This window comes from Nocardioides sp. HB32, assembly GCF_054058995.1.
Genome location: NZ_JBSSBS010000001.1, coordinates 324,159 through 347,097 on the forward strand (window position 1 = coordinate 324,159; position 22,939 = coordinate 347,097).

General features: G+C 72.0%; 26 protein-coding genes. 7 read left to right on the forward strand and 19 right to left on the reverse strand.

Annotation, left to right across the window (positions count from 1 at the left end; translation table 11 throughout):
* Window positions 1-37 precede the first annotated feature (37 nt).
* Window positions 38-1,501, reverse strand: coding sequence for a DUF7059 domain-containing protein (locus ACVW2K_RS01700; RefSeq protein WP_457201297.1), 1,464 nt, complete (start codon window positions 1,499-1,501; stop codon window positions 38-40).
* Window positions 1,502-1,580: 79 nt separating this feature from the next.
* On the opposite strand from ACVW2K_RS01700, the gene ACVW2K_RS01705 reads away from it, so the two are divergent.
* Complete coding sequence (locus ACVW2K_RS01705; RefSeq protein ID WP_457201298.1) at window positions 1,581-3,125, forward strand: Ig-like domain repeat protein; 1,545 nt, start codon at window positions 1,581-1,583, stop codon at window positions 3,123-3,125.
* A 64-nt stretch (window positions 3,126-3,189) separates the two neighbouring features.
* Here ACVW2K_RS01705 and ACVW2K_RS01710 read toward each other — a convergent pair whose 3' ends face one another.
* Both ACVW2K_RS01710 and ACVW2K_RS01715 read right to left on the reverse strand, forming a co-directional pair.
* Complete coding sequence (locus ACVW2K_RS01710) at window positions 3,190-5,556, reverse strand: sodium-translocating pyrophosphatase (RefSeq protein ID WP_457201299.1); 2,367 nt, start codon at window positions 5,554-5,556, stop codon at window positions 3,190-3,192.
* A 175-nt stretch (window positions 5,557-5,731) separates the two neighbouring features.
* The gene (locus ACVW2K_RS01715; RefSeq protein WP_028638704.1) at window positions 5,732-6,070 is read right to left on the reverse strand and encodes an STAS domain-containing protein; all 339 of its coding nucleotides are present in this window, start codon (window positions 6,068-6,070) and stop codon (window positions 5,732-5,734) included.
* Window positions 6,071-6,281: 211 nt separating this feature from the next.
* Between ACVW2K_RS01715 and ACVW2K_RS01720 the strand changes: the two genes are divergently transcribed.
* Entirely contained in the window at window positions 6,282-8,609 is a 2,328-nt protein-coding gene (locus ACVW2K_RS01720; RefSeq protein ID WP_457201300.1) for a DEAD/DEAH box helicase, read from the forward strand.
* 9 nt (window positions 8,610-8,618) lie between these two features.
* A complete protein-coding gene (locus tag ACVW2K_RS01725; protein ID WP_028638702.1) occupies window positions 8,619-8,921 on the forward strand; it encodes a hypothetical protein in 303 nt (100 codons plus the stop codon).
* Here ACVW2K_RS01725 and ACVW2K_RS01730 read toward each other — a convergent pair whose 3' ends face one another.
* From ACVW2K_RS01730 to ACVW2K_RS01775, 10 genes are all read right to left on the reverse strand, one after another.
* The gene (locus ACVW2K_RS01730; protein WP_457201301.1) at window positions 8,922-9,260 is read right to left on the reverse strand and encodes an Rv3654c family TadE-like protein; all 339 of its coding nucleotides are present in this window, start codon (window positions 9,258-9,260) and stop codon (window positions 8,922-8,924) included.
* The gene (locus ACVW2K_RS01735; RefSeq protein ID WP_457201302.1) at window positions 9,257-9,628 is read right to left on the reverse strand and encodes a TadE family type IV pilus minor pilin; all 372 of its coding nucleotides are present in this window, start codon (window positions 9,626-9,628) and stop codon (window positions 9,257-9,259) included. The genes ACVW2K_RS01730 and ACVW2K_RS01735 overlap by 4 nt, the downstream gene beginning before the upstream one ends.
* Window positions 9,625-9,828 carry a DUF4244 domain-containing protein gene (locus tag ACVW2K_RS01740; protein WP_457201303.1) on the reverse strand — a complete coding sequence of 68 codons (204 nt, stop codon included), beginning with the start codon at window positions 9,826-9,828 and terminating at the stop codon, window positions 9,625-9,627. The genes ACVW2K_RS01735 and ACVW2K_RS01740 overlap by 4 nt, the downstream gene beginning before the upstream one ends.
* Before the next feature lie 135 nt (window positions 9,829-9,963).
* Complete coding sequence (locus ACVW2K_RS01745) at window positions 9,964-10,680, reverse strand: type II secretion system F family protein (RefSeq protein WP_457201304.1); 717 nt, start codon at window positions 10,678-10,680, stop codon at window positions 9,964-9,966.
* Window positions 10,677-11,438: a type II secretion system F family protein gene (locus ACVW2K_RS01750; RefSeq protein WP_457201305.1), complete on the reverse strand. Its 762-nt coding sequence runs from the start codon at window positions 11,436-11,438 to the stop codon at window positions 10,677-10,679. The genes ACVW2K_RS01745 and ACVW2K_RS01750 overlap by 4 nt, the downstream gene beginning before the upstream one ends.
* Window positions 11,435-12,589, reverse strand: a complete 1,155-nt coding sequence (locus ACVW2K_RS01755) for a TadA family conjugal transfer-associated ATPase (protein WP_457201306.1) — start codon at window positions 12,587-12,589, stop codon at window positions 11,435-11,437. Before ACVW2K_RS01755 ends, ACVW2K_RS01750 begins: the two co-directional genes overlap by 4 nt.
* Entirely contained in the window at window positions 12,586-12,708 is a 123-nt protein-coding gene (locus ACVW2K_RS01760; RefSeq protein WP_457201307.1) for a hypothetical protein, read from the reverse strand. Before ACVW2K_RS01760 ends, ACVW2K_RS01755 begins: the two co-directional genes overlap by 4 nt.
* 160 nt (window positions 12,709-12,868) lie before the next feature.
* Window positions 12,869-13,828, reverse strand: a complete 960-nt coding sequence (locus ACVW2K_RS01765) for a hypothetical protein (RefSeq protein ID WP_457201308.1) — start codon at window positions 13,826-13,828, stop codon at window positions 12,869-12,871.
* A 109-nt stretch (window positions 13,829-13,937) separates the two neighbouring features.
* On the reverse strand, window positions 13,938-14,255 hold the full coding sequence (locus tag ACVW2K_RS01770; RefSeq protein ID WP_457201309.1) for a hypothetical protein: 318 nt from the start codon (window positions 14,253-14,255) through the stop codon (window positions 13,938-13,940).
* Window positions 14,252-14,416: a hypothetical protein gene (locus ACVW2K_RS01775; RefSeq protein WP_457201310.1), complete on the reverse strand. Its 165-nt coding sequence runs from the start codon at window positions 14,414-14,416 to the stop codon at window positions 14,252-14,254. The genes ACVW2K_RS01770 and ACVW2K_RS01775 overlap by 4 nt, the downstream gene beginning before the upstream one ends.
* A 579-nt stretch (window positions 14,417-14,995) precedes the next feature.
* On the opposite strand from ACVW2K_RS01775, the gene ACVW2K_RS01780 reads away from it, so the two are divergent.
* Complete coding sequence (locus tag ACVW2K_RS01780) at window positions 14,996-15,178, forward strand: hypothetical protein (RefSeq protein WP_457201311.1); 183 nt, start codon at window positions 14,996-14,998, stop codon at window positions 15,176-15,178.
* Window positions 15,179-15,278: 100 nt separating this feature from the next.
* Here ACVW2K_RS01780 and ACVW2K_RS01785 read toward each other — a convergent pair whose 3' ends face one another.
* The 3 genes from ACVW2K_RS01785 to ACVW2K_RS01795 form a co-directional block, all read right to left on the reverse strand.
* Window positions 15,279-16,538: a hypothetical protein gene (locus ACVW2K_RS01785; protein WP_457201312.1), complete on the reverse strand. Its 1,260-nt coding sequence runs from the start codon at window positions 16,536-16,538 to the stop codon at window positions 15,279-15,281.
* The gene (locus tag ACVW2K_RS01790; protein ID WP_457201313.1) at window positions 16,535-16,741 is read right to left on the reverse strand and encodes a hypothetical protein; all 207 of its coding nucleotides are present in this window, start codon (window positions 16,739-16,741) and stop codon (window positions 16,535-16,537) included. Before ACVW2K_RS01790 ends, ACVW2K_RS01785 begins: the two co-directional genes overlap by 4 nt.
* A gap of 333 nt (window positions 16,742-17,074) precedes the next feature.
* Window positions 17,075-17,326 (reverse strand): hypothetical protein, encoded by a 252-nt coding sequence (locus ACVW2K_RS01795; RefSeq protein WP_457201314.1) that lies wholly within the window; start codon window positions 17,324-17,326, stop codon window positions 17,075-17,077.
* Between the two features lie 542 nt (window positions 17,327-17,868).
* Here ACVW2K_RS01795 and ACVW2K_RS01800 point away from each other — a divergent pair.
* The 3 genes from ACVW2K_RS01800 (at window position 17,869) to ACVW2K_RS01810 (ending at window position 19,981) form a co-directional block, all read left to right on the forward strand.
* Window positions 17,869-18,690 (forward strand): hypothetical protein, encoded by an 822-nt coding sequence (locus ACVW2K_RS01800; protein ID WP_457201315.1) that lies wholly within the window; start codon window positions 17,869-17,871, stop codon window positions 18,688-18,690.
* 135 nt (window positions 18,691-18,825) lie between these two features.
* Window positions 18,826-19,548 carry a DUF4145 domain-containing protein gene (locus tag ACVW2K_RS01805; RefSeq protein WP_457201316.1) on the forward strand — a complete coding sequence of 241 codons (723 nt, stop codon included), beginning with the start codon at window positions 18,826-18,828 and terminating at the stop codon, window positions 19,546-19,548.
* A gap of 28 nt (window positions 19,549-19,576) precedes the next feature.
* Window positions 19,577-19,981 (forward strand): hypothetical protein, encoded by a 405-nt coding sequence (locus tag ACVW2K_RS01810; RefSeq protein WP_457201317.1) that lies wholly within the window; start codon window positions 19,577-19,579, stop codon window positions 19,979-19,981.
* A 61-nt stretch (window positions 19,982-20,042) separates the two neighbouring features.
* Here the strand turns inward: ACVW2K_RS01810 and ACVW2K_RS01815 are convergent, their stop codons facing one another.
* Genes ACVW2K_RS01815 through ssd form a run of 3 tightly spaced genes read right to left on the reverse strand, consistent with a single transcriptional unit; the run spans window position 20,043 to window position 22,845 of the window.
* Window positions 20,043-21,467, reverse strand: coding sequence for a recombinase family protein (locus ACVW2K_RS01815; protein ID WP_457201318.1), 1,425 nt, complete (start codon window positions 21,465-21,467; stop codon window positions 20,043-20,045).
* The gene (locus tag ACVW2K_RS01820) at window positions 21,460-21,876 is read right to left on the reverse strand and encodes a hypothetical protein (protein WP_457201319.1); all 417 of its coding nucleotides are present in this window, start codon (window positions 21,874-21,876) and stop codon (window positions 21,460-21,462) included. The genes ACVW2K_RS01815 and ACVW2K_RS01820 overlap by 8 nt, the downstream gene beginning before the upstream one ends.
* Window positions 21,877-21,885: 9 nt before the next feature.
* Window positions 21,886-22,845: a septum site-determining protein Ssd gene (gene ssd, locus ACVW2K_RS01825; RefSeq protein ID WP_457201320.1), complete on the reverse strand. Its 960-nt coding sequence runs from the start codon at window positions 22,843-22,845 to the stop codon at window positions 21,886-21,888.
* Window positions 22,846-22,939: the final 94 nt, after the last annotated feature.

A 22,939-nucleotide genomic window follows, 5' to 3' on the forward strand; every position in this document is an offset into this window, starting at 1 on the left:
AGCGCGAACCGCGCGAAAGCCATTCCCGGGCGGCCGCTCAGCGAGCGGTGAGGAACCCCTCGGCGACCAGCTCGCGGGCCACCGGCAGGTAGCGCTCCCGGGTCCCGGCGGGGTCGAGGCCGAGCAGCTGCGCGATCGCGTCGAGGATCTGGCCGACGGTGAGCTCGCCGTCGCACGCGCCCACCAACGCCGCCTCCACCGTGTCCGCCCGGCGGGCCCGCCGGAAGCCGCGTTGCTGGCGCAACAGCACCGTCTCCGGGTCCTCGGCGCCCGGCGGCCCCAGCGTCTCCTGGCGCACGTCGGTGCGCGCGATCAGCCGTGCGTCGAGGTCGACCGGGGTGGCGGCGGCCCTGGCCCAGTCGCGGATCGCGGGGGCGATCGGCTGCTCGACGTCGTACGGCCACTCCAGGAGCTCGCGCCCCGAGGAGCCCGTGCGGTGCAGGTTGATCCAGCCGAAGCCGACGGCCTCGATGCGCTGCTCCTCGAACCAGGACAGCCAGGTGTCGTAGCGGACCAGGTAGTCCACCGAGCCGTGCAGGCCGGCGTCCTTGAGCCAGAGCTCCACGTACGCCGCGGGGTCGACCACCTCGCGCTGCACGACGTAGGCGTCGGTGCCCTCGGGGACCCAGCCGGCGAGCCGCTCGTCCCACGGGACGCCCCGGGCGATCACCCAGTTGGCGAGCACCTGGCACCAGCCGCCGTCGGCGAGGTGGTCCGGGGCGCCCCGCACGATGTCCTCGACGACCCGGTCGCCCGGCAGCCCCGAGTCTCGGTAGACGAGGCGCTCGTCGGTCGCCGGCGAGATCACGAACGGCGGGTTGGTGGCGATCAGGTCGAACCGCTCGCCGGCCACCGGCTCGAAGAACGAGCCCTCACGGAAGTCGACGGCCGCGGGCACCTCGTTGAGCGCGGCGTTGAACCGGGCCAGCCACAGCGCCCGACGGTTGACGTCGGTGGCGACCACGGTCGCGCTGTGCCCGGCCAGGTGCAGGGCCTGGACCCCGCAACCCGTGCCGAGGTCCAGGGAGCGCTCGATCGGGTCGCGAATGGTCAGCTGGGCCAGTGACGTCGACGCCGAGCTGATCCCGAGCACGTGGTCGGGACCGACCCTGCTGGCGCCCCCGTCCAGCCCGGGAGTCAGGTCGCTGGCCACCCACAGGTGCTGGTCGTCGGCGGCGTACGGCCGCACGTCCAGCAGGGCCGCGACCTCGCCGACGGCCCGCTCGAGGAAGCCCTCGGCCACCAGCTGGTCGACCAGCCCGGGCAGGGCTCGTTGGGCGGCGGCGAGCTCGACGGGCGCCTGCAGGAGGAACAGCCGGATCAGCGTCTCGAGCGGCCAGCCCCCCGTCGTACGCCGGAGACCGGGCGTCGTCTCGTTGCGCGCCAGCGCGGCCTGCGCGACCGGGCCCAGCACCTCGGCGACGCCGTCGTAGGTGAAGCCGGCCATCACCAGAGCCGCGCGCAGGCGACGCGGCAGCTCCGAGATCGACGGCGCACTCACGGGGCGACACTAGACCGCGTTCCTGAGCGATGGTCCAGACCGCAGATTGGGGAGCCCCTGTGACGGGCATCACGCGGCCATGCTTCGGTTCTCACGCGCCCTCGGCGCCCTGCTCGTGTCCGTCCTGATCGCCACCGGCCTCGCCGTCGGCCTGGCCGGCCCGTCCTCCGCCCGCGCACTCTGCGACGGGCGCAGCACGGGCGGCTCCCTCGACGGCACCGGTTCCGTCGGCGACCTCCTGAGCGCGGACCTTCCGACGTGGGACCTCGGCCTGGTGAGCAGCTCGGTCTCGTGGCTGCGCAACGGCACCACGTTCCGGAGCGGTGGGACGTCGTACACGCCGGTGGACTCCGACGCCGGCCAGGTGATCCAGGTGCAGCAGGCGGTCACGCTGCTCGGGGCCATCGGCTGCACGTGGACCAGCAACGCGGTCCCGGTGATCGCCCCGGCCGGTCCGGGTGACCCCGGGGACCCCGGGGACCCCGGTGACACGATCCTCACGCTCGTCGGCGGGCTCGGCCTGCCCGCGTCCGCCGAGGTGGGACAGCTGATCACGCTGACCGACCCGGTGTGGAGCCTGCCCGGCGTGACCACGTCGTACCAGTGGCTCCGCGACGGAGCGCCGATCCCGGGCGCGACAGGCCAGACCTACGTGCCCGGCCTCGAGGACGCCGGTCACGCGATCTCGGCGCAGGTCACCGGCGCGCTGCTCGGCGTGCCCGGCCTCACCGTGGTGACGGATGCCCTGAACATCCCGCTCGCCACCGGCACCCAGGTCAGCCCGACCGGCGACGTCACGATCGGCGGCGCCCGGAAGGTCGGGACCACGCTGACGCTGTCCGGGCCCACCTGGGACCCGAGCGATGCGACCAGCAAGTACCAGTGGCTCCGCGACGACGCCCCGATCGCGGGCGCCACGGCCGCCACGTACGCACTGGCGGCAGCGGACTTCGGTCACGCGGTGTCGGTGACGGTGACCGGTCACAAGGACGGGTTCACGGACAACACGATCACCAGCGACCCGGTCCAGCCGCTGATCGGCGACGCGATCCAGTTCGTGATGAAGCCGCGGGTCACCGGCACCGGCGCTGTGGGCAAGCTGCTCACCGCCGACCCCGGCCAGTGGACCGGCGGCACCGAGGGCTCCGGGCCGCCGTCGTACACCTACCAGTGGCTGCGCGCCGGGACCGCCATCAGCGGCGCTGTGGCGCAGACCTACCAGGTGGACAAGGCGGACGTGGGCAATGACCTCACGGTCCTGGTGACCGCGACCCGGCCGGCGTACAAGGCCGGGAAGTTCACCACCGCGCCGGTGCACGTCGCGAAGCTCGCGTCGCGGCTGTCCGCCTCGCTCGCGAGGAAGACGGTCGACAAGGGCAAGGCAGCGGTCCTGAAGCTGGTGCTCAAGGTGCCGGGCATGGGCTCGCCCACCGGCGGCGTGAAGGTCTACGACGGAAGGAAGCTGCTGAAGAAGGCGGCGTTCGCGAAGGGCAGGCACGGCACGCTGGTCGTCAAGCTGACCGTGCTGAAGCCGGGCGCGCACAAGCTCAAGGCCGTGTACGCCGGGTCCGCGACCGTGGCGGGCGCCGCGTCGAAGGTCGTGAAGCTGACGGTCCGCAGATGAGCTGACCCGCCCGAGGGGATCCTCGGGCGGGCCAGGTTGTCTCGTCGGCCGGTGCTCGGGCCGATCAGTGCTGCGTCGGCGCCTCGAACTGCTGGGTGGGCGCCGGGTCGCTCGGCGGAGCGGCCTGGACCGGCGGCGGGGGCGGCGGCGGGACGGCCTGACCGGCCTCGTCGTCTCCCATCGAGACCGTGCGCCGCTTCGAGATGTAGACCGCCACGACGATGCCGGCGAACGCGACGAGCGCGATCACGATCCGCAGCGGGTCGTTCTCGTCCGCTCCGACCGACAGCTTCACGACCGCGGCGACAATCAGCAGCGAGACCAGGTTCATCACCTTGAGCAGCGGGTTGAGCGACGGACCGGCGGTGTCCTTGAACGGGTCGCCGACCGTGTCACCGATGACCGTCGCGGCGTGGGCCTCCGAGCCCTTGCCGCCGTGGTTGCCGTCCTCGACCAGCTTCTTCGCGTTGTCCCACGCGCCACCGGCGTTCGCGAGGAAGACCGCCATCAGCGTGCCGGTCACGATCGCACCGACCAGGAACCCGGCCAGCGGCCCCACGCCGAGGCCGAAGCCGACGGCGATCGGGGCCAGGATGGCCAGCAGGCCGGGCGTGGCGAGCTCGCGGAGCGAGTCGCGAGTGACGATGTCGACGACCTTGCCGTACTCCGGACGGCCGGTGCCCTCCATGATCCCGGGGATCTCGCGGAACTGGCGGCGCACCTCGAACACGACCGCGCCGGCGGCCCGGCCGACGGCATTGATCGCGAGGCCGGAGAACAGGAACACCACGCTCGCGCCGAGCAGCGCGCCCACGATGAGCTTGGCGTCGTACACCAGGAAGTCGCCGAGCACGTCGCCGACGCCGCCGCCGGCTTCCTGGACAGACTCGAACGCCGACTGGGTGTAGGAGGCGAACAGGGCGCTCGCCGCCAGCACGGCGGTCGCGATCGCGATGCCCTTGGTGATGGCCTTCGTGGTGTTGCCGACCGCGTCGAGCTCCGTGAGGATCTGCGCACCGCGCTCGTCGACGTCGCCGGACATCTCCGCGATGCCCTGCGCGTTGTCGGAGACCGGGCCGAAGGTGTCCATCGCGACGATGACGCCGACCGTCGTCAGCAGGCCGCAGCCCGCCAGGGAGACCGCGAACAGCGCGAGGCCGGTCGAGCCGCCCGCGAGCAGTGCGGCGCCGAACACGGCGGCGCCGATCACGCCGGCGGTGTAGACGGCCGACTCGAAGCCGACGGAGAGGCCGGACAGGATCACCGTGGCGGCGCCGGTGAGGGACGTCTTACCGACGTCCTTGACCGGGCGGTAGTCGGTGCCGGTGAAGTAGCCGGTCAGCGCCAGGATGGCGGCGGCCAGCACGATGCCGATGACGACGGCGCCGGCGGCGAAGACGCCCGGACCGATGTCCGCGGCCTGGCCGGAGGCGTTGTCCAGGTCGTTCCAGTCGGTGGGCAGGTAGACCAGCGCGAGCACGATGCTCGCGACCGCCCCGATCGCCGCGGAGACGTAGAAGGCACGGTTGATCGTGACGAGGCCGTTCTCGCCCTCGCGCGGCTTGCACAGGTAGACGCCCGCGACCGCGGTCAGTGCGCCGATGGCCGGGATCAGCAGCGGGAACACCAGGCCCTGGTCGCCGAACGCCTGCGACCCGAGGATCAGCGCGGCGACCAGCGTGACGGCGTACGACTCGAAGAGGTCCGCGGCCATGCCGGCGCAGTCGCCCACGTTGTCGCCGACGTTGTCGGCGATGGTGGCGGCGTTGCGCGGGTCGTCCTCGGGGATGTTGTTCTCGACCTTGCCGACCAGGTCGGCACCGACGTCGGCGGCCTTGGTGAAGATGCCGCCGCCGACGCGCATGAACATCGCGAGCAGCGCGGCGCCGAAGCCGAAGCCCTCGAGCACGTGCGGTGCGTGCTCCTGGAACAGGATCACCACGATGCTCGCGCCGAGCAGGCCGAGGCCGACGGTGAGCATGCCGACCATGGCGCCGGTGCGGAAGCCGATGTTCATCGCGGTCTCGCGGCCGGACTCCTGCGCGGCGGCGGCGACCCGGAGGTTCGCCTTCACCGCGAGCGACATGCCGAGGTAGCCGACGGAGGCCGAGAAGCCGGCGCCGACCAGGAAGAACACCGAGCGGAAGATCCGGACCGTCGCGTCGTCGGCTGGCAGCGCGAGCAGCAGGACGAACGCGATCGCGGCGAAGACCGCGAGCGTGCGGAACTGCCGCTGCAGGAAGGCGTTCGCACCTTCCTGGACCGCCTGGGCGATGTTCTTCATGTTGTCGGTGCCTTCACCGGCGGCAAGTACTTCCTGGCGGAACATCGCCGCCATCGCGAGCGCGCCCAGCGCGATCAGTGCGACGACGATGACCAGGACGAGATTGCCTCCGGAGACTTCGACGACAGCGGGAGCGATCCCCGTCATGCGCTTCCTCCTGGAAGAGATGGAGTGATGCAGATCTCACGGACGCGCCGGAGTCTACGCATGGCACGCCCCGGGTGGGCAGCGGGATGTGACCCGACCCACACGAGGAGTCCGGTGACGGGGGAGAAATGCGCAACGGGCCCGTCGTCCGGTGACGACGGGCCCGTTGCGGAGGTCAGTTGCCGGCCAGCGCCGCGTCGGCGGAGTCGTGGATCACGAAGACCTTCGCGAGCCCGGTGATGCGGAAGATCTTGAGCAACCGGTCCTGGTTGCAGACGAGCTGGAGCGAGCCGTCGTGCGCGCGCACCTTCTTCAGGCCGCCCACGAGGACGCCGAGGCCGGTGGAGTCGAGGAACTCGACCTCCTCCATGTCGATGACGATGTCGTAGACACCGCTCGCGACGAGCTCGGTGATCTTGTCGCGCAGCTTCGGGGCCGTGTAGACGTCGATCTCGCCCCCGACGGCAACGATGGTCTTGCCACCGGCGTCGCGCGTCGTCAGAGTCAGGTCCACCTATGTCTCCCCGGTCCTACTGGTCAGGTCGCCGGAGGCGTCGCGGCGTGAACCCCGACATCCGGCCTGCACAATGAAACCACGCCCGTGCCCTTGTGTGCACAAGTAGTGGACAGTCGGGCCGGTCGCGCCGCTCCCGGGAACGTCTCCACCGACTGCCCATGGGCTGCCCGCGGGCCGGCCTGTCGGTGCCGTGGCGGACAATGGCGAGGTGACTTCGGCGCTCGGATCCCGACCCCTCGGCGTGGCCGGCGTGGTCGAGCGGCTCGCCGCCGTACCCGGCCGCGAGGACCGGCTGCGCCACCTCGAGGTGCTGCCGGCACGCCCCGCCCGACACGCCGAGTGGCCGGACTGGGCGGCCCCGGACGTGGTCGCGGCGTTCTCGGCACGCGGGGTCTCCCGCCCCTGGGAGCACCAGGCGGCCGCGGCGGACGCGGCGCACCACGGTCAGCACGTCGTGATGGCGACCGGCACCGCGTCCGGGAAGAGCCTCGGCTACCAACTGCCCGCGCTGTCGGCCGTGCGTGGCTCGCGCGGCGCCCGTGGCCAGCGCGGCGCGACCGTCCTGTACCTCGCGCCCACCAAGGCACTCGCCCAGGACCAGCTCGCCGGGATCTCCGCCCTCGGCCTCGACGTCCGGGTCACCACCCACGACGGGGACAGCAGCCGCGACCAGCGGGACTGGGCACGCGACCACGCCGAGTACATCCTGACCAACCCCGACATGCTGCACCGGTCGCTGCTCCCCGGACACGCGCGCTGGACCTCCTTCCTCGGCTCGCTCCAGTACGTCGTCGTCGACGAGTGCCACCACTACCGCGGCGTCTTCGGGGCGCACGTCTCGCACGTCCTGCGCCGGCTGCGCCGGGTCTGCGCGATGTACGGCGCGGCCCCGACGTTCGTCCTCGCGTCGGCGACGGTCGCCGACCCGGAGGTGTTCGCGCACCGGCTGACCGGCCTCGACGTGCTCGCGGTGACCGACGACGCCTCGCCGCGCGGCGAGGTGTCCCTGGTGCTCTGGGAGCCGCCGTTCACGTCCTTCACCGGCGAGAACGGCGCCCCCGTGCGCCGGGCGGCGTCGTCGGAGACCGCCGACCTGCTCGCGGACCTGGTCGCGGAGGACATCCGCACCCTCGCCTTCATCCGCTCGCGCCGCGGTGCCGAGCAGGTCGCGATGACCGCCGCCGAGCTGCTCGCCGAGGTCGACCCCTCGCTGCCCGGCCGGGTGGCGTCGTACCGTGGCGGCTACCTGCCCGAGGAGCGCCGCTCGATCGAGGAGGCACTGCGCCGCGGCGAGCTGACGGGGCTGGCCGCGACCAACGCACTCGAGCTCGGCATCGACATCAGCGGCCTCGACGCCGTCCTGATGGCGGGCTTCCCCGGCACCCGTGCCGCGCTGTGGCAGCAGGTCGGCCGCGCCGGCCGGGGCGCGCAGGACGCGCTCGGCGTGCTGGTCGCGCGCGACGACCCGCTGGACACCTACCTGGTCAGCCACCCCGACGCCTTGCTCGGCGCCCCGGTCGAGGCGACCGTGTTCGACCCGTCGAACCCCTACGTCCTCGGTCCGCACCTGTGCGCGGCCGCGTACGAGGCACCGCTCACCGAGGCCGACCTGCCGTTGTTCGGCCCGACCGCCGCTGAGGTGGTGGACGCGCTGACCGAGGGCGGGCTGCTGCGCCGCCGGCCCCGCGGCTGGTTCTGGACCGACCGCCGCCGGGCCAGCGACCTCGCCGACATCCGGTCGACCGGCGGCTCGCCCGTCCAGCTGGTGGAGGCGGAGACCGGACGCGTGATCGGCACCGTCGACGCCTCGAGCGCGCACGGCACCGCCCATGCCGGCGCCGTCTACGTGCACCGCGGCGAGACCTGGCTGGTGCGCTCGCTCGACCTCGAGGAGCACGTGGCGGTCATCGAGCGGGCGGATCCGAGCTACTCGACCAGTGCCCGCGAGGTCACCGACATCGCGATCGTGCGCGAGCGGGAGTACGCCTCGTGGGGGGACTGCCGGCTCTCCTTCGGCGAGGTCGACGTCACCCACCAGGTGGTGTCGTTCCTCAAGCGCCGCCAGCCCGGCGGTGACGTGCTGGGCGAGGAGCCGCTCGACCTGCCGGAGCGGTCCCTGCGCACCACGGCCGTGTGGTGGACCGTCCCCGACGACGCCCTGGCCGAGGGCGGGCTCACGGGCCGCGACCTGCCCGGCGCCGCACACGCCGCCGAGCACTGCTCGATCGGGCTGCTGCCGCTGTTCGCCACGTGCGACCGGTGGGACATCGGCGGTGTCTCGACCGCGGTGCACCCCGACACCGGACGGCTCACCGTGTTCGTCTACGACGGGCACCCGGGTGGTGCCGGGTTCGCCGAGCGCGGCTTCGGGGCCGCCCGGGCATGGCTGACCGCGACCCGCGACACGATCCTCTCGTGCGCCTGCGACGAGGGCTGCCCGTCGTGCATCCAGTCCCCCAAGTGCGGCAACCAGAACAACCCGCTCGACAAGGCCGGCGCGGCCGCTCTCCTCGACGTGCTCCTCGGCGGGCCGTAGGGTCCGGCCATGGTCGTCCTCGGATTGCTGCTGATGGGTGTCGGTGCGGTCGCCGTCGTGGGCGCGCTGTTCACCGCCGACGGCTCGACCGAGCTGTTCGGCGTGGACCTCAGTGCGACGGCGATGTTCTTCGTCGGCCTCGGCGCCGGGCTCGCGATCGTGTGGGGCTTCGGGTTCTCCAAGTGGGGCACCAAGCGCACCCTCCGCCAGCGCCGCGAGAGCAAGCAGCTCAACGAGCTCCACGAGAAGCTCGAGCGACGCGAGGCCGAGGAGCGCAAGGACGAGCAGGACCGCGAGGAGCGCTCCTTCTAGTCAGGCGGGCCCGGCGCGGGCGTCGGCGGAGAGGTCGGCGACCTGGCCGAGCCAGTGCGGGCCGCCCACCGTCACCGTCACCGTGGCGTCGCGTCCGGCCAGGTCGCAGGCGACCAGCCGGGCGTCGTTCGCCGCCGCGACCACCGCTCCGGCGGAGCACGGGTCGCGGCCGGTGCCGACCGCGTCGGCGACCGCGAGCGCCGCGAGGTCGGCCGCCGACTGGGCGGCCCGGTGGCCGCGGACCATCGCCGTGACGACGCCGAGCGCGGCGCCGAGCAGGATCAGCACCGCCAGGCACGCGACCGCGAACAGGGTGGCCGATCCCCGCTCGCCCCTCACGGCGACGAGTCCTCCACGGCCGCCACCGCTTGGGCGCTGACCGTGACACCGGGCAGCCGTCCGAACAGCCCGCCCGGGCCGGAGACCCGGCCCACGACGACGGCGGTCACCTGATCGCCGTCGTCGTGGACGCTGACCCGGCTGCCCGGCGGGGCGACCCGCTCGCCACTCGCCACGGCCTCGGCCACCGCGTCACCCCGGGCGGCCGCGCGGGCGGTCTCCCGGGCGGCGTCGACGGCGCGGACCTGCGCGGCGCCGACCGCGAGCAGCCAGACCAGGCCGAGGGTGACCGCCATCAGCAGCGGCAGCACCATCGCCAGCTCGGCGGTCGCGGCGCCCCGGTCGGAGTGCCGGGCCGGCCGGGTCATCCGATGCCCAGCAGCCCGAGCACGTGGTCGAACAGGGTCTTGAGGAGCTGGTCACCGAACCCGCCGGTCAGCAGCTTGTAGAGCAGGCCGGCGAGCCCGGCGCCGGCTGCGGTGCCGACGGCGTACTCCGCGGTGGTGATGCCGCGCTGCTCGCGACGGCTTCGGCGGCCGTGACGGTGGTGGCGAAGGGGGTGGGTCATCTGGCTCTCCGATCCCGACCGCTCGGTGCGGCCGATGGGTCGACCCTCCGCGATCGCGGGGACCGTTCGCCCTGGTTGCCGGCCCTGCTGTGGAGTCCGCCGTCGCCGCGGTCGCGGTGGACGGGAGGTGGGCTGTCATCCGAGGTCGAGCGCGCTCAGGAGGGCGACGACGAGGGGCACGATCCCGACCAGCAGGAACGCGGGCAGCAGGCACAGCCCGAGCGGCAGTGCCGCCTTCACGCCGACGGCGCGGGCGCGTTCCTCGGTCTCGGCACGAGCCGACCTCGCCAGGTCGTCGGCGAGTCGTTCCACCGCCGTGACCACCGGCGCCCCCGAGGCCTGGGCGCGGGCGAGCGCGCGACCGAGCCGGCCGAGGTCCGGGTCCTCCGCGAGGCCTTCCCAGACCTGGACCGGGTCCAGGCCGAGGGACAGCCGGGCCGCCACGGTGCCCAGTCGGTCGGCCGCCGCGCCGGGCAACGCCGCTGACACCACGGCCACGCCGTCGCCGGGCGCGGCACCGCCGCGCAGCGTGGCGGCGAACAGGTCGACCACGTGCGGCAGGTCCCGCCGGACCTCGGCCCGGCGTCGGCGGACGTCGGCCGGCTCGGCCCGGCCGACCGCGACCCAGGTGCCGACCGCCGCGGCCACTCCCACCGCCGGCGCGGCCGGGCCCTGGAGGAAGAGGAAGGCACCCAGGCCGGCGAGCGCGCTCCAGACCAGCCGGTGCCGGTGCAACCACCCGACCGCCGAGGACGGCGGTGCCGCTGCAACCCGGTGCCGGAGGACCGGCCGGACCGGGAGCGCCAGCGCCGCCGCCGCGGCCGCGCAGGCGACCGGGACCCAGGTGGTCACGACCGGTCCTCGACCTCGGCCGCGATCGCCTCGATCCACCACAGCCCGGCCAGGCCGAAGGCGAGACCACCGGCCAGGCAGGCGAGGCCTGCCGGGCTGCGCAGCAGGAACCCCCACGGGTCCCCGCCGGCGCCGGTGCCCATCAGCAGGGCGAGGACGGGTAGGCCCGCGACCAGCCGCGCGGTGGCCCGCGCCGACGCGAGCTCTCCCTCGACCAGCCGCCGGGTCGCGGCGGCGGCGCGCAGGGTGTCGGCGACCCGGTCGACGGCGGAGGCGAGTCCCTGGCCGGTGCGGTGCGCGACCTGCCAGGCGCCCGCGACCACTCGCAGGTCGCGGGCGCCGTCCAGCCCGTCTCCGAGCGCCCGGAGCGCCGACGGCACGTCGGCACCGACCCGGAACGCCTCCGCGACCGGCCCCAGCGGCGGCCAGGCCGTCGCCGCACGGTCGAGAGCAGCGCCCGGCGGTCGTCCGGCGGCGAGCTCCCCCGCGAGCAGCTCGCAGGTCTCCAGCACGTGGCCCGCGACCAGGGAGGCCTCGCGTCGTCGTCGGCGCCGCCGCCACAGCCCCAGCCCACCGAGCGCTGCGCCGGTGAGCACGAGGACCAGGGCGCCGAGGCGGGGCACGACGAGGGCCACGAGCACGAGCGCCGGCACGGCGAGCAGCAGCGGCCGCGGTCCGCGGAGCTGCTCCGTGCGAGGGACCGGTCGCAGCAGGAGGAGGACGGCGAGCGCCGCGCTGGTCGCGGCGACGGCGGTCACCGGTCGACCCGGGCGGCGAGTGCGGCGGCGGCCGGTCCAGGGGTCGCCAGTCCGCGGTCGTCGATCTCGAGCGCGGGCACCATCGAGACGAGACCGTCAGGCCGCCGATCGGGGACGGCGACCTGACGGAGCCTGCGGACGCCGTCGGCACCACGCCCGAGGTGCAGCACGACGTCAACGGCGGAGGCGAGCTGGCTGTGCGCGGCGTCCCGTCCGAGCCCGGCCGCGAGCGCGAGCGCCTCGACGCGGGCGGGCACGTCGACGGCGGAGTTGGCGTGCAAGGTCCCGCAGCCACCCTCGTGCCCGGTGTTGAGTGCGGCAAGGAGGTCGACGACCTCGGCGCCGCGGACCTCGCCGACGACCAGCCGGTCCGGGCGCATCCGGAGTGCCTGCCGGACCAGGGTGCGGACCTCGACGGCACCGGCCCCCTCGATGTTCGGGGGTCGCCCCTCCAGGGCGACGACGTGCGGGTGGTCCGGCCGCAGCTCGCTGGCGTCCTCCACCACGACGATCCGCTCGTCAGCGGCTACGCGGGACAGCAGCGCGGCGAGCAGGGTGGTCTTGCCGGACCCGGTGCCTCCGCTGACCAGGAACGCGAGCCGTGCCTCGACGACCGCGAGCACCAGGCGGGCGGTGTCCGGGGTGAGGGTGCCGGCGTCGACGAGCTCCTCGACCGTGAACGTGCGGGACCGGGGCACGCGCAGCGAGACCAGCGTGCCGGGCCGCGCGAGCGGCGCCAGGACGGCGTGGAAGCGGGTGCCGTCCGGCAGCCTGAGGTCGGCGTACGGCGTGGCGTCGTCGAGCCTCCGGCCGCCGAGGGCGGCGAGCCGCTGGGCCAGGCGGCGCACCGCCCCCTCGTCCGGGAACCGCACCGTGGTCGGCTCGAGTCCGGCACCGCGGTCGAGGTAGACGTGGTCGGGGCCGTTCACGAGCACGTCGGTCACGTGCGGCATCCGGAGCAGCGGCTCGAGCGGCCCGGCGCCGACCACGTCACGGCGCAGCGTCTCGTAGACCGCGAGCACCGTGGCGTCGCCGACCGGGCGGCCGCTCTCGCGGAGCGCCTCCGCGACCCGGTGCGGGGTGAGCTCGCCGGGGCTCCGGGCGAGCCGGTCGCGGACCGCCTCGAGGTCGTCCAGCGGCAGCGTGCTCACGCCGCCGCCCGCAGCAGGCACAGCTGGTCGAGCACCGCCGTGGCCGTCCGGCCGAGCGCGCCCCGGCGGGAGCGGATCGGGCCGAGCCCCAGGTCGATCGCCTCGTCAAAACCTAACATTTGACATACAGATTTCGGGGTCGCGGCACAGTCTCGTCCGGGGCCTGAGAGAAAGGGAGGTGACCCCGGACGAGGTTGGAGTCCACTCGGAGCCGGGTGCCCCAGGCTGGGAAACCTGTGGGTCCCATGGCAAGAACCCAAGCCCGGCTCCGAGCGGAGACTAGAGGCGCTCCAACCGCAGGTGCGCCCACGGCTGGTCGTTCGGCACGCGAGGCGGCGGCAGCGCCCGCCACGCGGGCAGCGGCGGCGGGGGCGGGTAGTCCTGCGCCAGCAGCACCCGAAGCCGGTCGGCTCTCTCCTTCGAGATGCGCTCGACGTGGGCCAGCACCGCCCGACCGCGTGAGGTCCACCCGATGCTCGCGCCATCGATCGCGTCGGCGCAGGCGGGGCAGACGTGGCACCGGATGGGGTGCGGGCGCACCGGACCACCGAGGGCCTCCTCCGGCGCTTCGACCGAGCGCCACACCCGGCCCACGACTGTATCCATGCCGTACTTCTCGACAGCGGCAGCCGGGACGTGGAGGGACGGCACGCCGCAGTACCCGCAGGCGATCGTCGGGCACGGGATCGGCACCGGAGGAGCAGGAGGCTTGGGCATGACCGCATCGGCCAGCGCCTGAGCGTAGGCAGCCCTGAGGTTCGCGCGCTGGCTCATGCCGACGTGATCCCAAGGACGAGCGTTGCAGCCCTGGCTGTTCGAGGCGGTGGGGGTTCGGTACCCGAGGCTGTGCGCGGCGGATGCCAGTCGAGGCACGAGCAGCCCGAGGTCCATCTCCACGCTCCGCCCGAGGATCGCGTGCGCCCACAGCACGCTCTCGATGCGGTCGAGGGCCGTGTGCGGCCCGACCTGCCGGACCAGCAGCGGGTGCTCCCGCAGGTACTCCTCGGCCTGCTCACGGAGGGCCTTGCAGGAATCGCACAGGCCGTAGCGCCCTTGGTACGGGTGCTCCCAGTAGGCACCGAGGCCCATCGCAAGGCGCTGATTGTTGTCCTTGAGCGGCGGGTCGGGGTCGGGTACGGCCACGCCGCAGCACTCGCAGGGGATTGTGGCCGCAGGGCGCGGGATCGGGTCGTCCGGCACCTGAGAGCGCAGCCGTGCGGCCTCCTCGTCGGTGATCATCGGTCGCTCGGCGGGTTCGTCGGGGCCACCAGGTCGGGGACCTCCGGCACGGGGCCGGGGTCGGGTACGCCGTGGGTGTCCACGGGCTCGGGGTCCGGCACAGGCTCGGTCATGACTGCTGCCCTCTCTCTCGGCGGACTTCCGCCTCGATCTCTCGTCTGGTCGTCTCCGCCGCCTCGCCGCCGACGCTGAGCCGGTAGCCGCGCACGATGCTGCGCTCCTCGTCGGTCAGGGCCTCGGTCGTCGTCTTCCACTTCGACACGACCGACTCCCGGCGAGGCTTCAAGCCCTCCACGCGGATGCGGTAGCGCTTCGGCGGAGGCGGCTTCGTCGGCGGTGCGACGCGCGGCCCGGTGTCCTCACCCGTCCGGGCGTGGGTCTCCCACACGCGGTTGGCGGCGCTCTGCGGCTCACTGCGACGGCTCATTGCCCGGCCTTCCGCAGCAGCGTGTGCCGCAGGCCCGTCGGCAGCCGGTCGAAGCACTTCTGGCACAGGCACCCAGCGGCACCCGCTCGGGTCAGCCGCTTGGCGGGGTACCGCCGCCCGCAGTGCGAGCAGGTCGCTGCGACGGGACGGGAGCGGGTCATGCCGCAGCCCCCTTGCGACGGCGACGGGTCGCCCAGCACTCCTCGCACAGCGGCACGCGGGGACGGGTCGACTGGACCCACAGCTCCTGCTCGCAGCCCCAGCACAGCCCCAGCCAGCGGCGCGGGCCCGGTCGAGGAATCCAGACAACCCTGGCCTGGGGGACGACGGGAGCGGGAGGGTGCTCCGTCGCCAGCCGAGCCGACTTGTCCATCCGATCGAACAGGGCCTGCGCCGCCGCCGGGTCAGCCCCCGACTCCAGGCGCTCCAGCACGACAGCGACTGACTCCCCGGACCGCAGGGCCTCTACCGCGACGATCTTCTCCTCGGTCCAGCCCTGACGACGCTGTGCGGCGCGGCGACGCTGGTCCTGCTTCTGCTTCGAAGAGTTCGACGGCACGGCGGGCAGCCTCCAGATGGAGCGCCCGGCCCTTGCGCCAGCGGCGAGTGGTGAAGTGCTTCGACAGTACGTCCGGAGAGGCGGGCTGTCCAGACCTGAAGTTAACGTGAGGTTGAGGTCTTCTAGGCCGCTAGCGTACTACGCTAGGGATACCCCGCCGGGGTATCGAGAGGAGAGGCCGATGAGTGCCCAGCCGAAGCAGCAGCGGCAGATGACCGCCCGCACCCAGTCCTGGGAGGCGCGGACCGACCCCACTCGTCGCGAGGACCGCAACGGCGTCGTCGTCGGGCCGTGGTCGGAGCAGGTGAAGCAGAGCACCCGGTTGCTCCGCTCCGCCCGCGCCGTACGCCGTACACGTACGTAGAGAAGATCTGTACCGTACGGACGCCGTGGGCTCACAGGTTCGCCCCACACGGCGGCGTACCTGTGCGGCCAGGTACGAGTACGGGCTCTCGCCGTACACCTCACTCCTCCTCGTTCAGGTACGCCTCCATCTCCGGCCCGGGCCGCAGGCCACGGCCTCTCTGATGGTCGATCACGCCCTCAGCCGCGAGGGCGTCCTTCAAGTCCGTGAACGAGTTCGGGTGGATGTCGAGGGCGGTCCGAGCCGCCTCGACAGTCACGCCGGGGTTCTCGTTCACGTACACAGCGATCCGGTACTTCTCCTCCCCCACCTGCTGAATCGCGTCGACCAGTGGGTCCGGAGGGGTCAGCACGAACGGCCCACCGCCTCCGAACTCGAAGTCGAGCACGGCCTGGCCCTCATCGACCCAGCCGTCACGGTCCTTCTGGGTGACCAGCCGACCCCGACCCCGAGTGCTCCGGCTGATGTTGGAGACCTTCTTGACCAGCCACAGTCCGTCCGCGATCGCTCCCTTGCGCTGGGAGCCGATCGGATCCGAGCCGTGGCCGTTCGCCGACTTCGGGAGGTGGTCGATGGGCAGGATCACGGCACCGGGCCACTGGCGCTTCAACCACGCGGGCAACTCGATCATCCACTGTGCCGAGGCGGTGCCGGAGTTCTCCTCCAGCCCGGACACGGCCATGCCCATCCCTACCGAGTCGATGACCACGACCGAGGGCGGATGGTCGGCGAATCGAGCGAGCAGACGAGCACGCCCGTTGTCACTGATCGGACCCGAAGGCTGGACGTAGACGATCTGGGGCCGGTCCCAACGCGTCGCGCCCAGCAGGGTGCAGCGGCGCATCGTCGTCTTGTACGACAACTCATAGTCGACGATGAGGGCCCAGTTCCCGCGCTTGACCTCCTGGACAGCGGCTTTATAGCCCAGCCAGGTCTTGAGTGACCCTCTGGAGCCGAACAGCGCATGGATGCCGGGAGTGAACGCGAACCGACCATCCCCGAACTCCAGCACGCAGGGCACCGGCTCAGGCTCGTCGGGATCGAACTCCTCTCCCGTCGTCCCGAACCACTCCTCGTTGAGCGGAGACGCCCGGCTCTCGGTCCGGATGCGCACGACCTCCTCCCGGACCCACGCCTCACGCACCGCACACGTGAGGCACTGGCGCGTGTTGTGGGTGTGGCGCTCGCGCTTGGCCTCCTCACACTCCTCAGGCTCGGAGTCGATCGCCGCGAGCATCTGCGCCTCGGTGCACCGGAGGCAGTACGGATAGGGGTAGGTGTCCGAGGCGGTCTGACCGCACGAGGGACAGGGGAACTGACCCTCGCCGTCCTCGCGGAGGTCTTCGATCAGGTCGCTCATCCGCCCACCGCCTCGCGGAGCCGGTCGAGCGCGGCCTGCATCTCGGCGACGATCTCGGCGTCGGTCGGGATGCGCTTGACCTTGGACGGCGCGTACGCCAGTGGGTCGCCGTAGAGCCGCCAGCGACGCCAGTGGCGAGGGCAGAACCCATGAAGCCGGACCGGACGCTCACAGCCCGACAGGATGCACAGCCGGGCCGTCATGCCACGCCCCGCCGCTCTGCCTCGGCCTGCCGGTCCCACTCCGCCTGGACAGCGGCGCAGCGAGGGCAGTTCTGGATGTGCGAGGCCCACAGCGGCGTGTGGAGAGCGGCCATACAGCGGTTTCCCCAGTCGCTGTACGTCGTCACGAACGCCACGACGGCTTCGATCGTGAGAGGCTTGGCGGCGGTGGAGTTACGTGCGGTGGCCGGGTGCTGAGCCCGGTCGCCGCCGCTCACCGGTCCCCCTCTTCGACCAGGCCGAGCAGCGCGGCGACCTTCTGGACCTGCTCGTCGGTCAGCGGCCCGATCTGGGCGGCTGCCTCCTGCGCCGTGGTCACGACTCCTCCACCACGAAGTCGACGCCGACCACGTTCGAGAGGTCGTGGACCACGGCATCAGGACCGAAGGACCCGTAGCGCTGCCGCTTCGTCAGGACGGAGAGCGCCTCCTCCTTTTCGACGACATGCTCGCGGCGGTTCGGCAACTTGTACGCGGCGAGGTCACCGCTCTTGATGCGGTTGTAGACCGTGCCGGGAGTGCATCCAGCGAGTTCCGCAGCGTGCGGAATCTTGATGAAGGTACGCATCAGAATTCTCCTTGCGGAGAACGAGGTCCGGGACGCTGTGCCACGGCACCGCAACCTCTGGATTCGCACCTGATGCTTCACCCATCCGGGGGTGAACCCGATCCGCCAGTTCTCGCCGTTCTGCCCGGGTGCTGCGGGTGCGGCGGTGTTCCCGTGATCCCGAGCGGCCTAGCGGCACAGCCCTCGGGCGGGGCGAAACTTCACTGCTGTAATTCTCATCTTACGCCTGGGGGGAATAGCAAACAATGGGCTTTGACCCGTCAATTCCACCAATTCCTCATGCGGGCCTCGCTTGTGCCTCTGACCTGCGGAGATACGTCGCGAATTAAGGGTCTCCCGTCAACTCTCCCGGCCTTGTGCGGCATTAGTGGGGAATTACCCACGATGACATTTCGAGGCGCGTTGCGCGCCTCTGGCGGCCTCGACGCAGGAGCGTTCAGGTCGTGCTCCACGCAGACAATGCGGGCCTGCCGTCTCCCCAAATTCGGGTATGCCCGACAAGTCTCCGACGCTCGCCTTCTCGCAGAGTCGAGGCTGAGGACATGCGGCGAGTGAGCGTGCTTCTAATCGGTGCGGTCGTAGCGCTGATCGCTGTCGGCGGCGCGTGGCTGGGCGGCGCCCTGAGTCAGGGGCCGGGCTCCGGTGGCAACTCCACCGCAGACCAGGCCCGACTTCTTGCGAAGGCCGATCCCGTACTGGACGCGGGTGCCTTCGACGGCGGGTTGTCACTCAGCACCTGGCTCACCTTCCCCGACGACCGCTGGGTAACCGGCGTGGACGAGATGCCGCTCAAGATCGAGGGCGATCCGGAACTGTGGTCCGTCAAGTACGACGACTACGACCCGAAGCCCGATCCCTTCCCCGTGGCTGCCAAAACTCGGTTTCAGGTCAACGTCATGGTCGAGGCACCGCAGTGTGATGATCCCGGCTTGGCCCCGGTGGTCACGGTCACGTCACACACCGAGGACGGAACAGTTCGCCACGACAGCTACCGCCCGCCCACGGCCCAGTACCTCCGTGAAGTCGACCACTACTGCCACTTGCCGCCCCGGGTCGACGTCTGCGGGAGTCACCAGTCCCCCGACGGCGACTACACCGACGAGACGAACAACAGCGACTTCACGGTCTCGGTGTGTGTGAGCAACCCGACCGATCGGGCCGTCGTCTTCAAGTCGCAGCAGTACACCTATGACGGCACCACGTGGGAGGCGGCGTCAGTGACCGTGCAGCCTCACGACGGCGAGGTGATCAGGGTGCCCGGACACGGCAACGGCTGCCTGCACCAGAACCCGTGGTCCACCGGGCACGCCACTCTCGACGGAACTCCCATCAGGATCCCCGACGAGGAAGCCGGACCCTGCTGACGCAAGCGTTCTGGGGTCGAGTACGGGAACACGACAGGGTTGCGCGCTACATTTCGCGGCCACCTGCGGGCCTCCGCTGGCCTCAGGCCAGGTGGTGGAAGCGGCGCGAATGTCGGGCCGGAGTGCGACACTTCGGTGGCCCCGCACACCCGGGAGAAGGAGCACGCGTTGCTGTTCGAGGACCTGACGGGCTACTGCCCGTGGCACAAGAAGGACTCGTCGTTCAAGATCGTCTTCTCCACGTCGCATGTGACGCCGCACTACTACTCGCTCGGGTTCGGCGGCGGCTCTCCGAACCGCTCGATGCCCGACGATCCGACCTACACGGGCATCGTGGTCTTGGAGTGCTTGCACTGCCAGAAGTCGATGATCCTCCTGGAGATGCACGCCCGGCTGCCAGGCGTCGACGGCGGCGAGGAGGAGAAGGTCTGGCGCAGCATGGTCTCGCCGCACCCGTCCCCGAGGTCGCTCCACGAGTCGGCACCGGCTGCGGTGCGCGGCCTGTTCGAGGAGGCCAGCCGGTGCGAGAAGGCGAAGGCGTTCCGGGCCGCTGGCGTGATGTATCGGGCCGCAGTCGAGGAGTTGGTGAAGGACCAGCAAGCGACAGGCGGCACGCTCTGGCACAAGATCGAGAGCCTCAAGGGCAGGTTGTCCAATGAGTTAGTCGAGGACTTGCACGAGGCACGACTCCTCGGGAACGACAGCATCCATGCCGGGCTCACCTACTCCGAGGAGGAGGTGGCCGACGTGGCGGGCCTCATCGAGGAGGCTGTGCTCGTGCTGTACGTCCAGCCCGAGCAGAAGCGCGCGATGCGGGACGCCCGCAAGGCTCGCCGGGAGGCGACGAAGGATGCCTAGCGGGGAATGGAGCGCGAGAGCGCTGGCGGTGGTCATCGCACTCATCGCGGCGACCGTCACTCTCTCGGGTTGTGGCGGGGCCAGCGCCGACCAGGCCCACACGAACTCGTGCGAGTCCGTGAAGGAGCAGACGCATGTCGCGGCCCAGAAGGCGCAGGACTCCATCGACGCCTACAACGAGTTCACCGAGGGGGCTGGCTTCGGGGCGGGAACGTCCGAGGGCCAGAACCTCGGGGAGACGGCACGGCAAGACGTACTCACTGCCCTGCACCTGATCGTGAACTCTCCCGAGTGCTTCTCGAAGACCGAGGTGGCGCAAGCCCAGTCGCGGCTCAGCGGCTGGCAGCAGCCGGGTGCCCGCCCGAGCATGACCGCCGCGCCGGACACGTGCTCGGGATGGGACTGCGCCGAACAGTGGGCGTACAGGAACTAGGCCCGACAAGATTGCCTGAGCGTCGGGACCACGGGTCATCGCGTGGGAAATGCAGGCTCGACTAAACCACCGCCGACGTGATCTCCAGTCGCTCCGAGGACCACGCCCCACCGCGTGGTCCGGTGTAGGGCTGTACCTCGACCCGTAGCACCGAGCGGAGCACGCCGCGCTGCACGTCGAGCGGGGCAGCCAGGAACGCCGCGCCGGGATCGACCGCCGAGAACACGGGCGAGATGACCGCCTGCTGGGCGGCGTCCGCCAGCCGGGCCTCGACCTCGACCAGTTCGGCGGTCAGGCGCTCGGTCTTGGCCTTGTACCGCCGGGCGTCGATCAGGTCCTCGTCGTAGTCCGCCTCGGTCTGCTGCAGCCGCGTCACGAGCAGCGCACGCCGCTCCCGGTCCCCCTGCAGCGGGTCCGCCGTGCCCGCCGTCATCGCCTCGACCACGCGCGGGTCGCGGACGAGCTCTGCCACGACCTCGCGCACGTACTCGTCCGTCTTGACGGCCATGATCGTCAGGTGGTCGTTCTCCTGACAGCGGTAGGCCGGGAGCCGCACCGGCTTGCCGGTCTTCTTGTCGATCCGGGCGCGAGGCACGGTGAACGACCGCATCACCGAGCCGCAGCGCCCGCACAGGTAGATGCCCGCGCCCAGCCACTTCGGCTCGGTGCCGGTGCTGGTGCGCCGGGTCGAGTCGAGCAGGAGCCGACGCACCGCCTCGAACTCCTCCCGCTCCACGATCGCAGGCCACACGGCCTCCGTGATCTGCTCGGCCTCCCCGCGCCGGCCCGTGGCGACCAGACCGGCGTTGCGGTGCCGCAGAAGGACGTCCCGTAGCGAGTGACGCGTCCACTCGGCACCAGTCGACGACCGAGAGCCCCGCTCGTTCAACTCCCGCACGACAGCCGCCAAGGTCCGCCCCGACAGAACGGCCTTCGTCGCGTGGCGAATGACCTCGGCCTCCTTCTTCCGTACGGTCACGCCGTCGGAGTCGAAGCCGTATGGGCGTGGCCCTCCTCGGTACTTCCCCGCCTCGGCCAACTCCTGCTTCTTCCGGCGCACCCGGTCGCGGGTGCTGTCTACCTCGTGCCGCGCCGCAGCACCGAGCATCCGAGCCACCATCCGGCCAGAAGGCGTGGACAGGTCGAGGGTGCCCGCCCGCACCGTCTGGACCTGTAGGTCCCGCTCCTCCGCCAGGGTGATGAACTCCTCCAACTCGGTCGGGCGGCGGTGCAGCCGGTCGGAGTGCCACGCGACGATGCCCTGCACCTGCCGGGCCCGCACCGCGTCAAGCATCGCCCGGTACTGAGGCCGAGGCTTGCCGGAGTAGGCGCTGATGTCGTTGTCGACGTAGACCGCGACAACCTCCCAGCCGAGACGTTTCGCCAGCGCCCGGCAGTCCGCCTCCTGCCGCTCCACGCCGAGCCCAGCGCCCTCGCGGTCCCGGCTGATCCGGCAGTAGATCGCAGCGGGCAGAGCGTCAGCCACGGTCATCCCCTCTCGTGAGGCGGATCTGCCGGAGCCAGTCCTCGTCGAAGTCCGCCTGAGGCCCGTAGGTCCGCTCGGTGGTCGCGAGGTTGACCAGTTGATGGATCTCCGGGTTGAGCGGGACCTCCCACATCATCCAGAACTTGCGCGCCCGGTCCGGCGTGTACAGGTACAACTGCGTGCGTCGCCAGAACTTGCCAGGCTCGCCGAAGGTCCGAACGACCCGTCCCACGCGCCACGCATCGGTGACCTCGAACCCCTTCGTCCGACCCGGCATCACGTACCAGTGCGGGGCGAATTCGGCGTAGGTCTTGGCCCAGGTCCACTGCAACGTCGGGGCGAAATCGAACCACCAGCGCAGGTCGGCCTCAGCGGCCGGTCTAGCCAGTTCGCTTGCGCTCATTTCCATATGTCAATTCTACGGCTTTGACTCGTCGAGGCCGCGCTGCTCGGGCATCGTCGCCAGCACGGGTACGCCGGTCGCGCGGGCCACCTGCAGCGGGTCGATGCCGGTCCCCCGCAGGACCAGCCGCACGGTGGTCGGGTCGCGGTGCCGGGCGCACGTGCGGACCGCCGACGCCACGCCGACGACCGTGGGGACCACGACGACCAGCAGCCGGTCGCAGCGGGCGGCGATCTCGTCGACCAGCGGGTCGGGCGTCCGCGGCAGGTCGACCACCACGAGGTCGTGGCCGCGCCGCGCCGCCGAGAGGACCTCGCGCGCCGCGAACGCCTGGAGGGTGCCGGGACCACCGGCCCGCCAGGTCAGCGCGCCCAGGTCGTCGCGCCGGGGCAACGCCTCGCGCAACGCCCGGGCACTGAGCCTCCCGGTGGTGTCGCAGAGCCCGTCCCACCGCACGCCGTCCCGGTCCTCGAGCCCGAGCACCCGGTCGAGGCCGGGGCCGAGCGGGTCCGCGTCGACGACGAGCGCGCGCCCGCGGCGGGCGCCGACCTGCCCGAGGGCGCAGGCGAACGTGGTCGCCCCGGAACCACCGCTCCCGCCCACCACGCCGACCAGCAGGCCCTCGGCCGACGGGCCGCCCGGGTCCCCGAGATCGGTGAGCAGCTCGGTCAGCCACGCCTCCGAGCGCGGCAGCTGGGCGATGCTCTCGGCGCCCACCGCGAGCGCGGTGCGGAACATCTCGTCGGGCACCACGCCCCACGCGACGACGTACACGCGCGGCCGCCTGGTCGGGCAGATGCGGGCCAGGTCCTCGGCCACGTCCGAGCCGACGAGCACGAGCGGCGCGGCCGTCCAGCCGCGCAGCGCGGCACCGCCGTCGGCGGCGACGTCGGGGGTGACGCCGGCCGCGGCGGCCAGGCGGAGCAGCTCGTCGAGGAGGGCCTGGTCACGGGTGACAACGAGGGGTGCGGTCATGCGTCGATGCTTCCCGCGAACGCCGACCGGGCGCACCGAAGCCGAGAGCCCTTGTGGACAAGGGCGTTCCAGACGGATCCTGTGAACAGTAGGT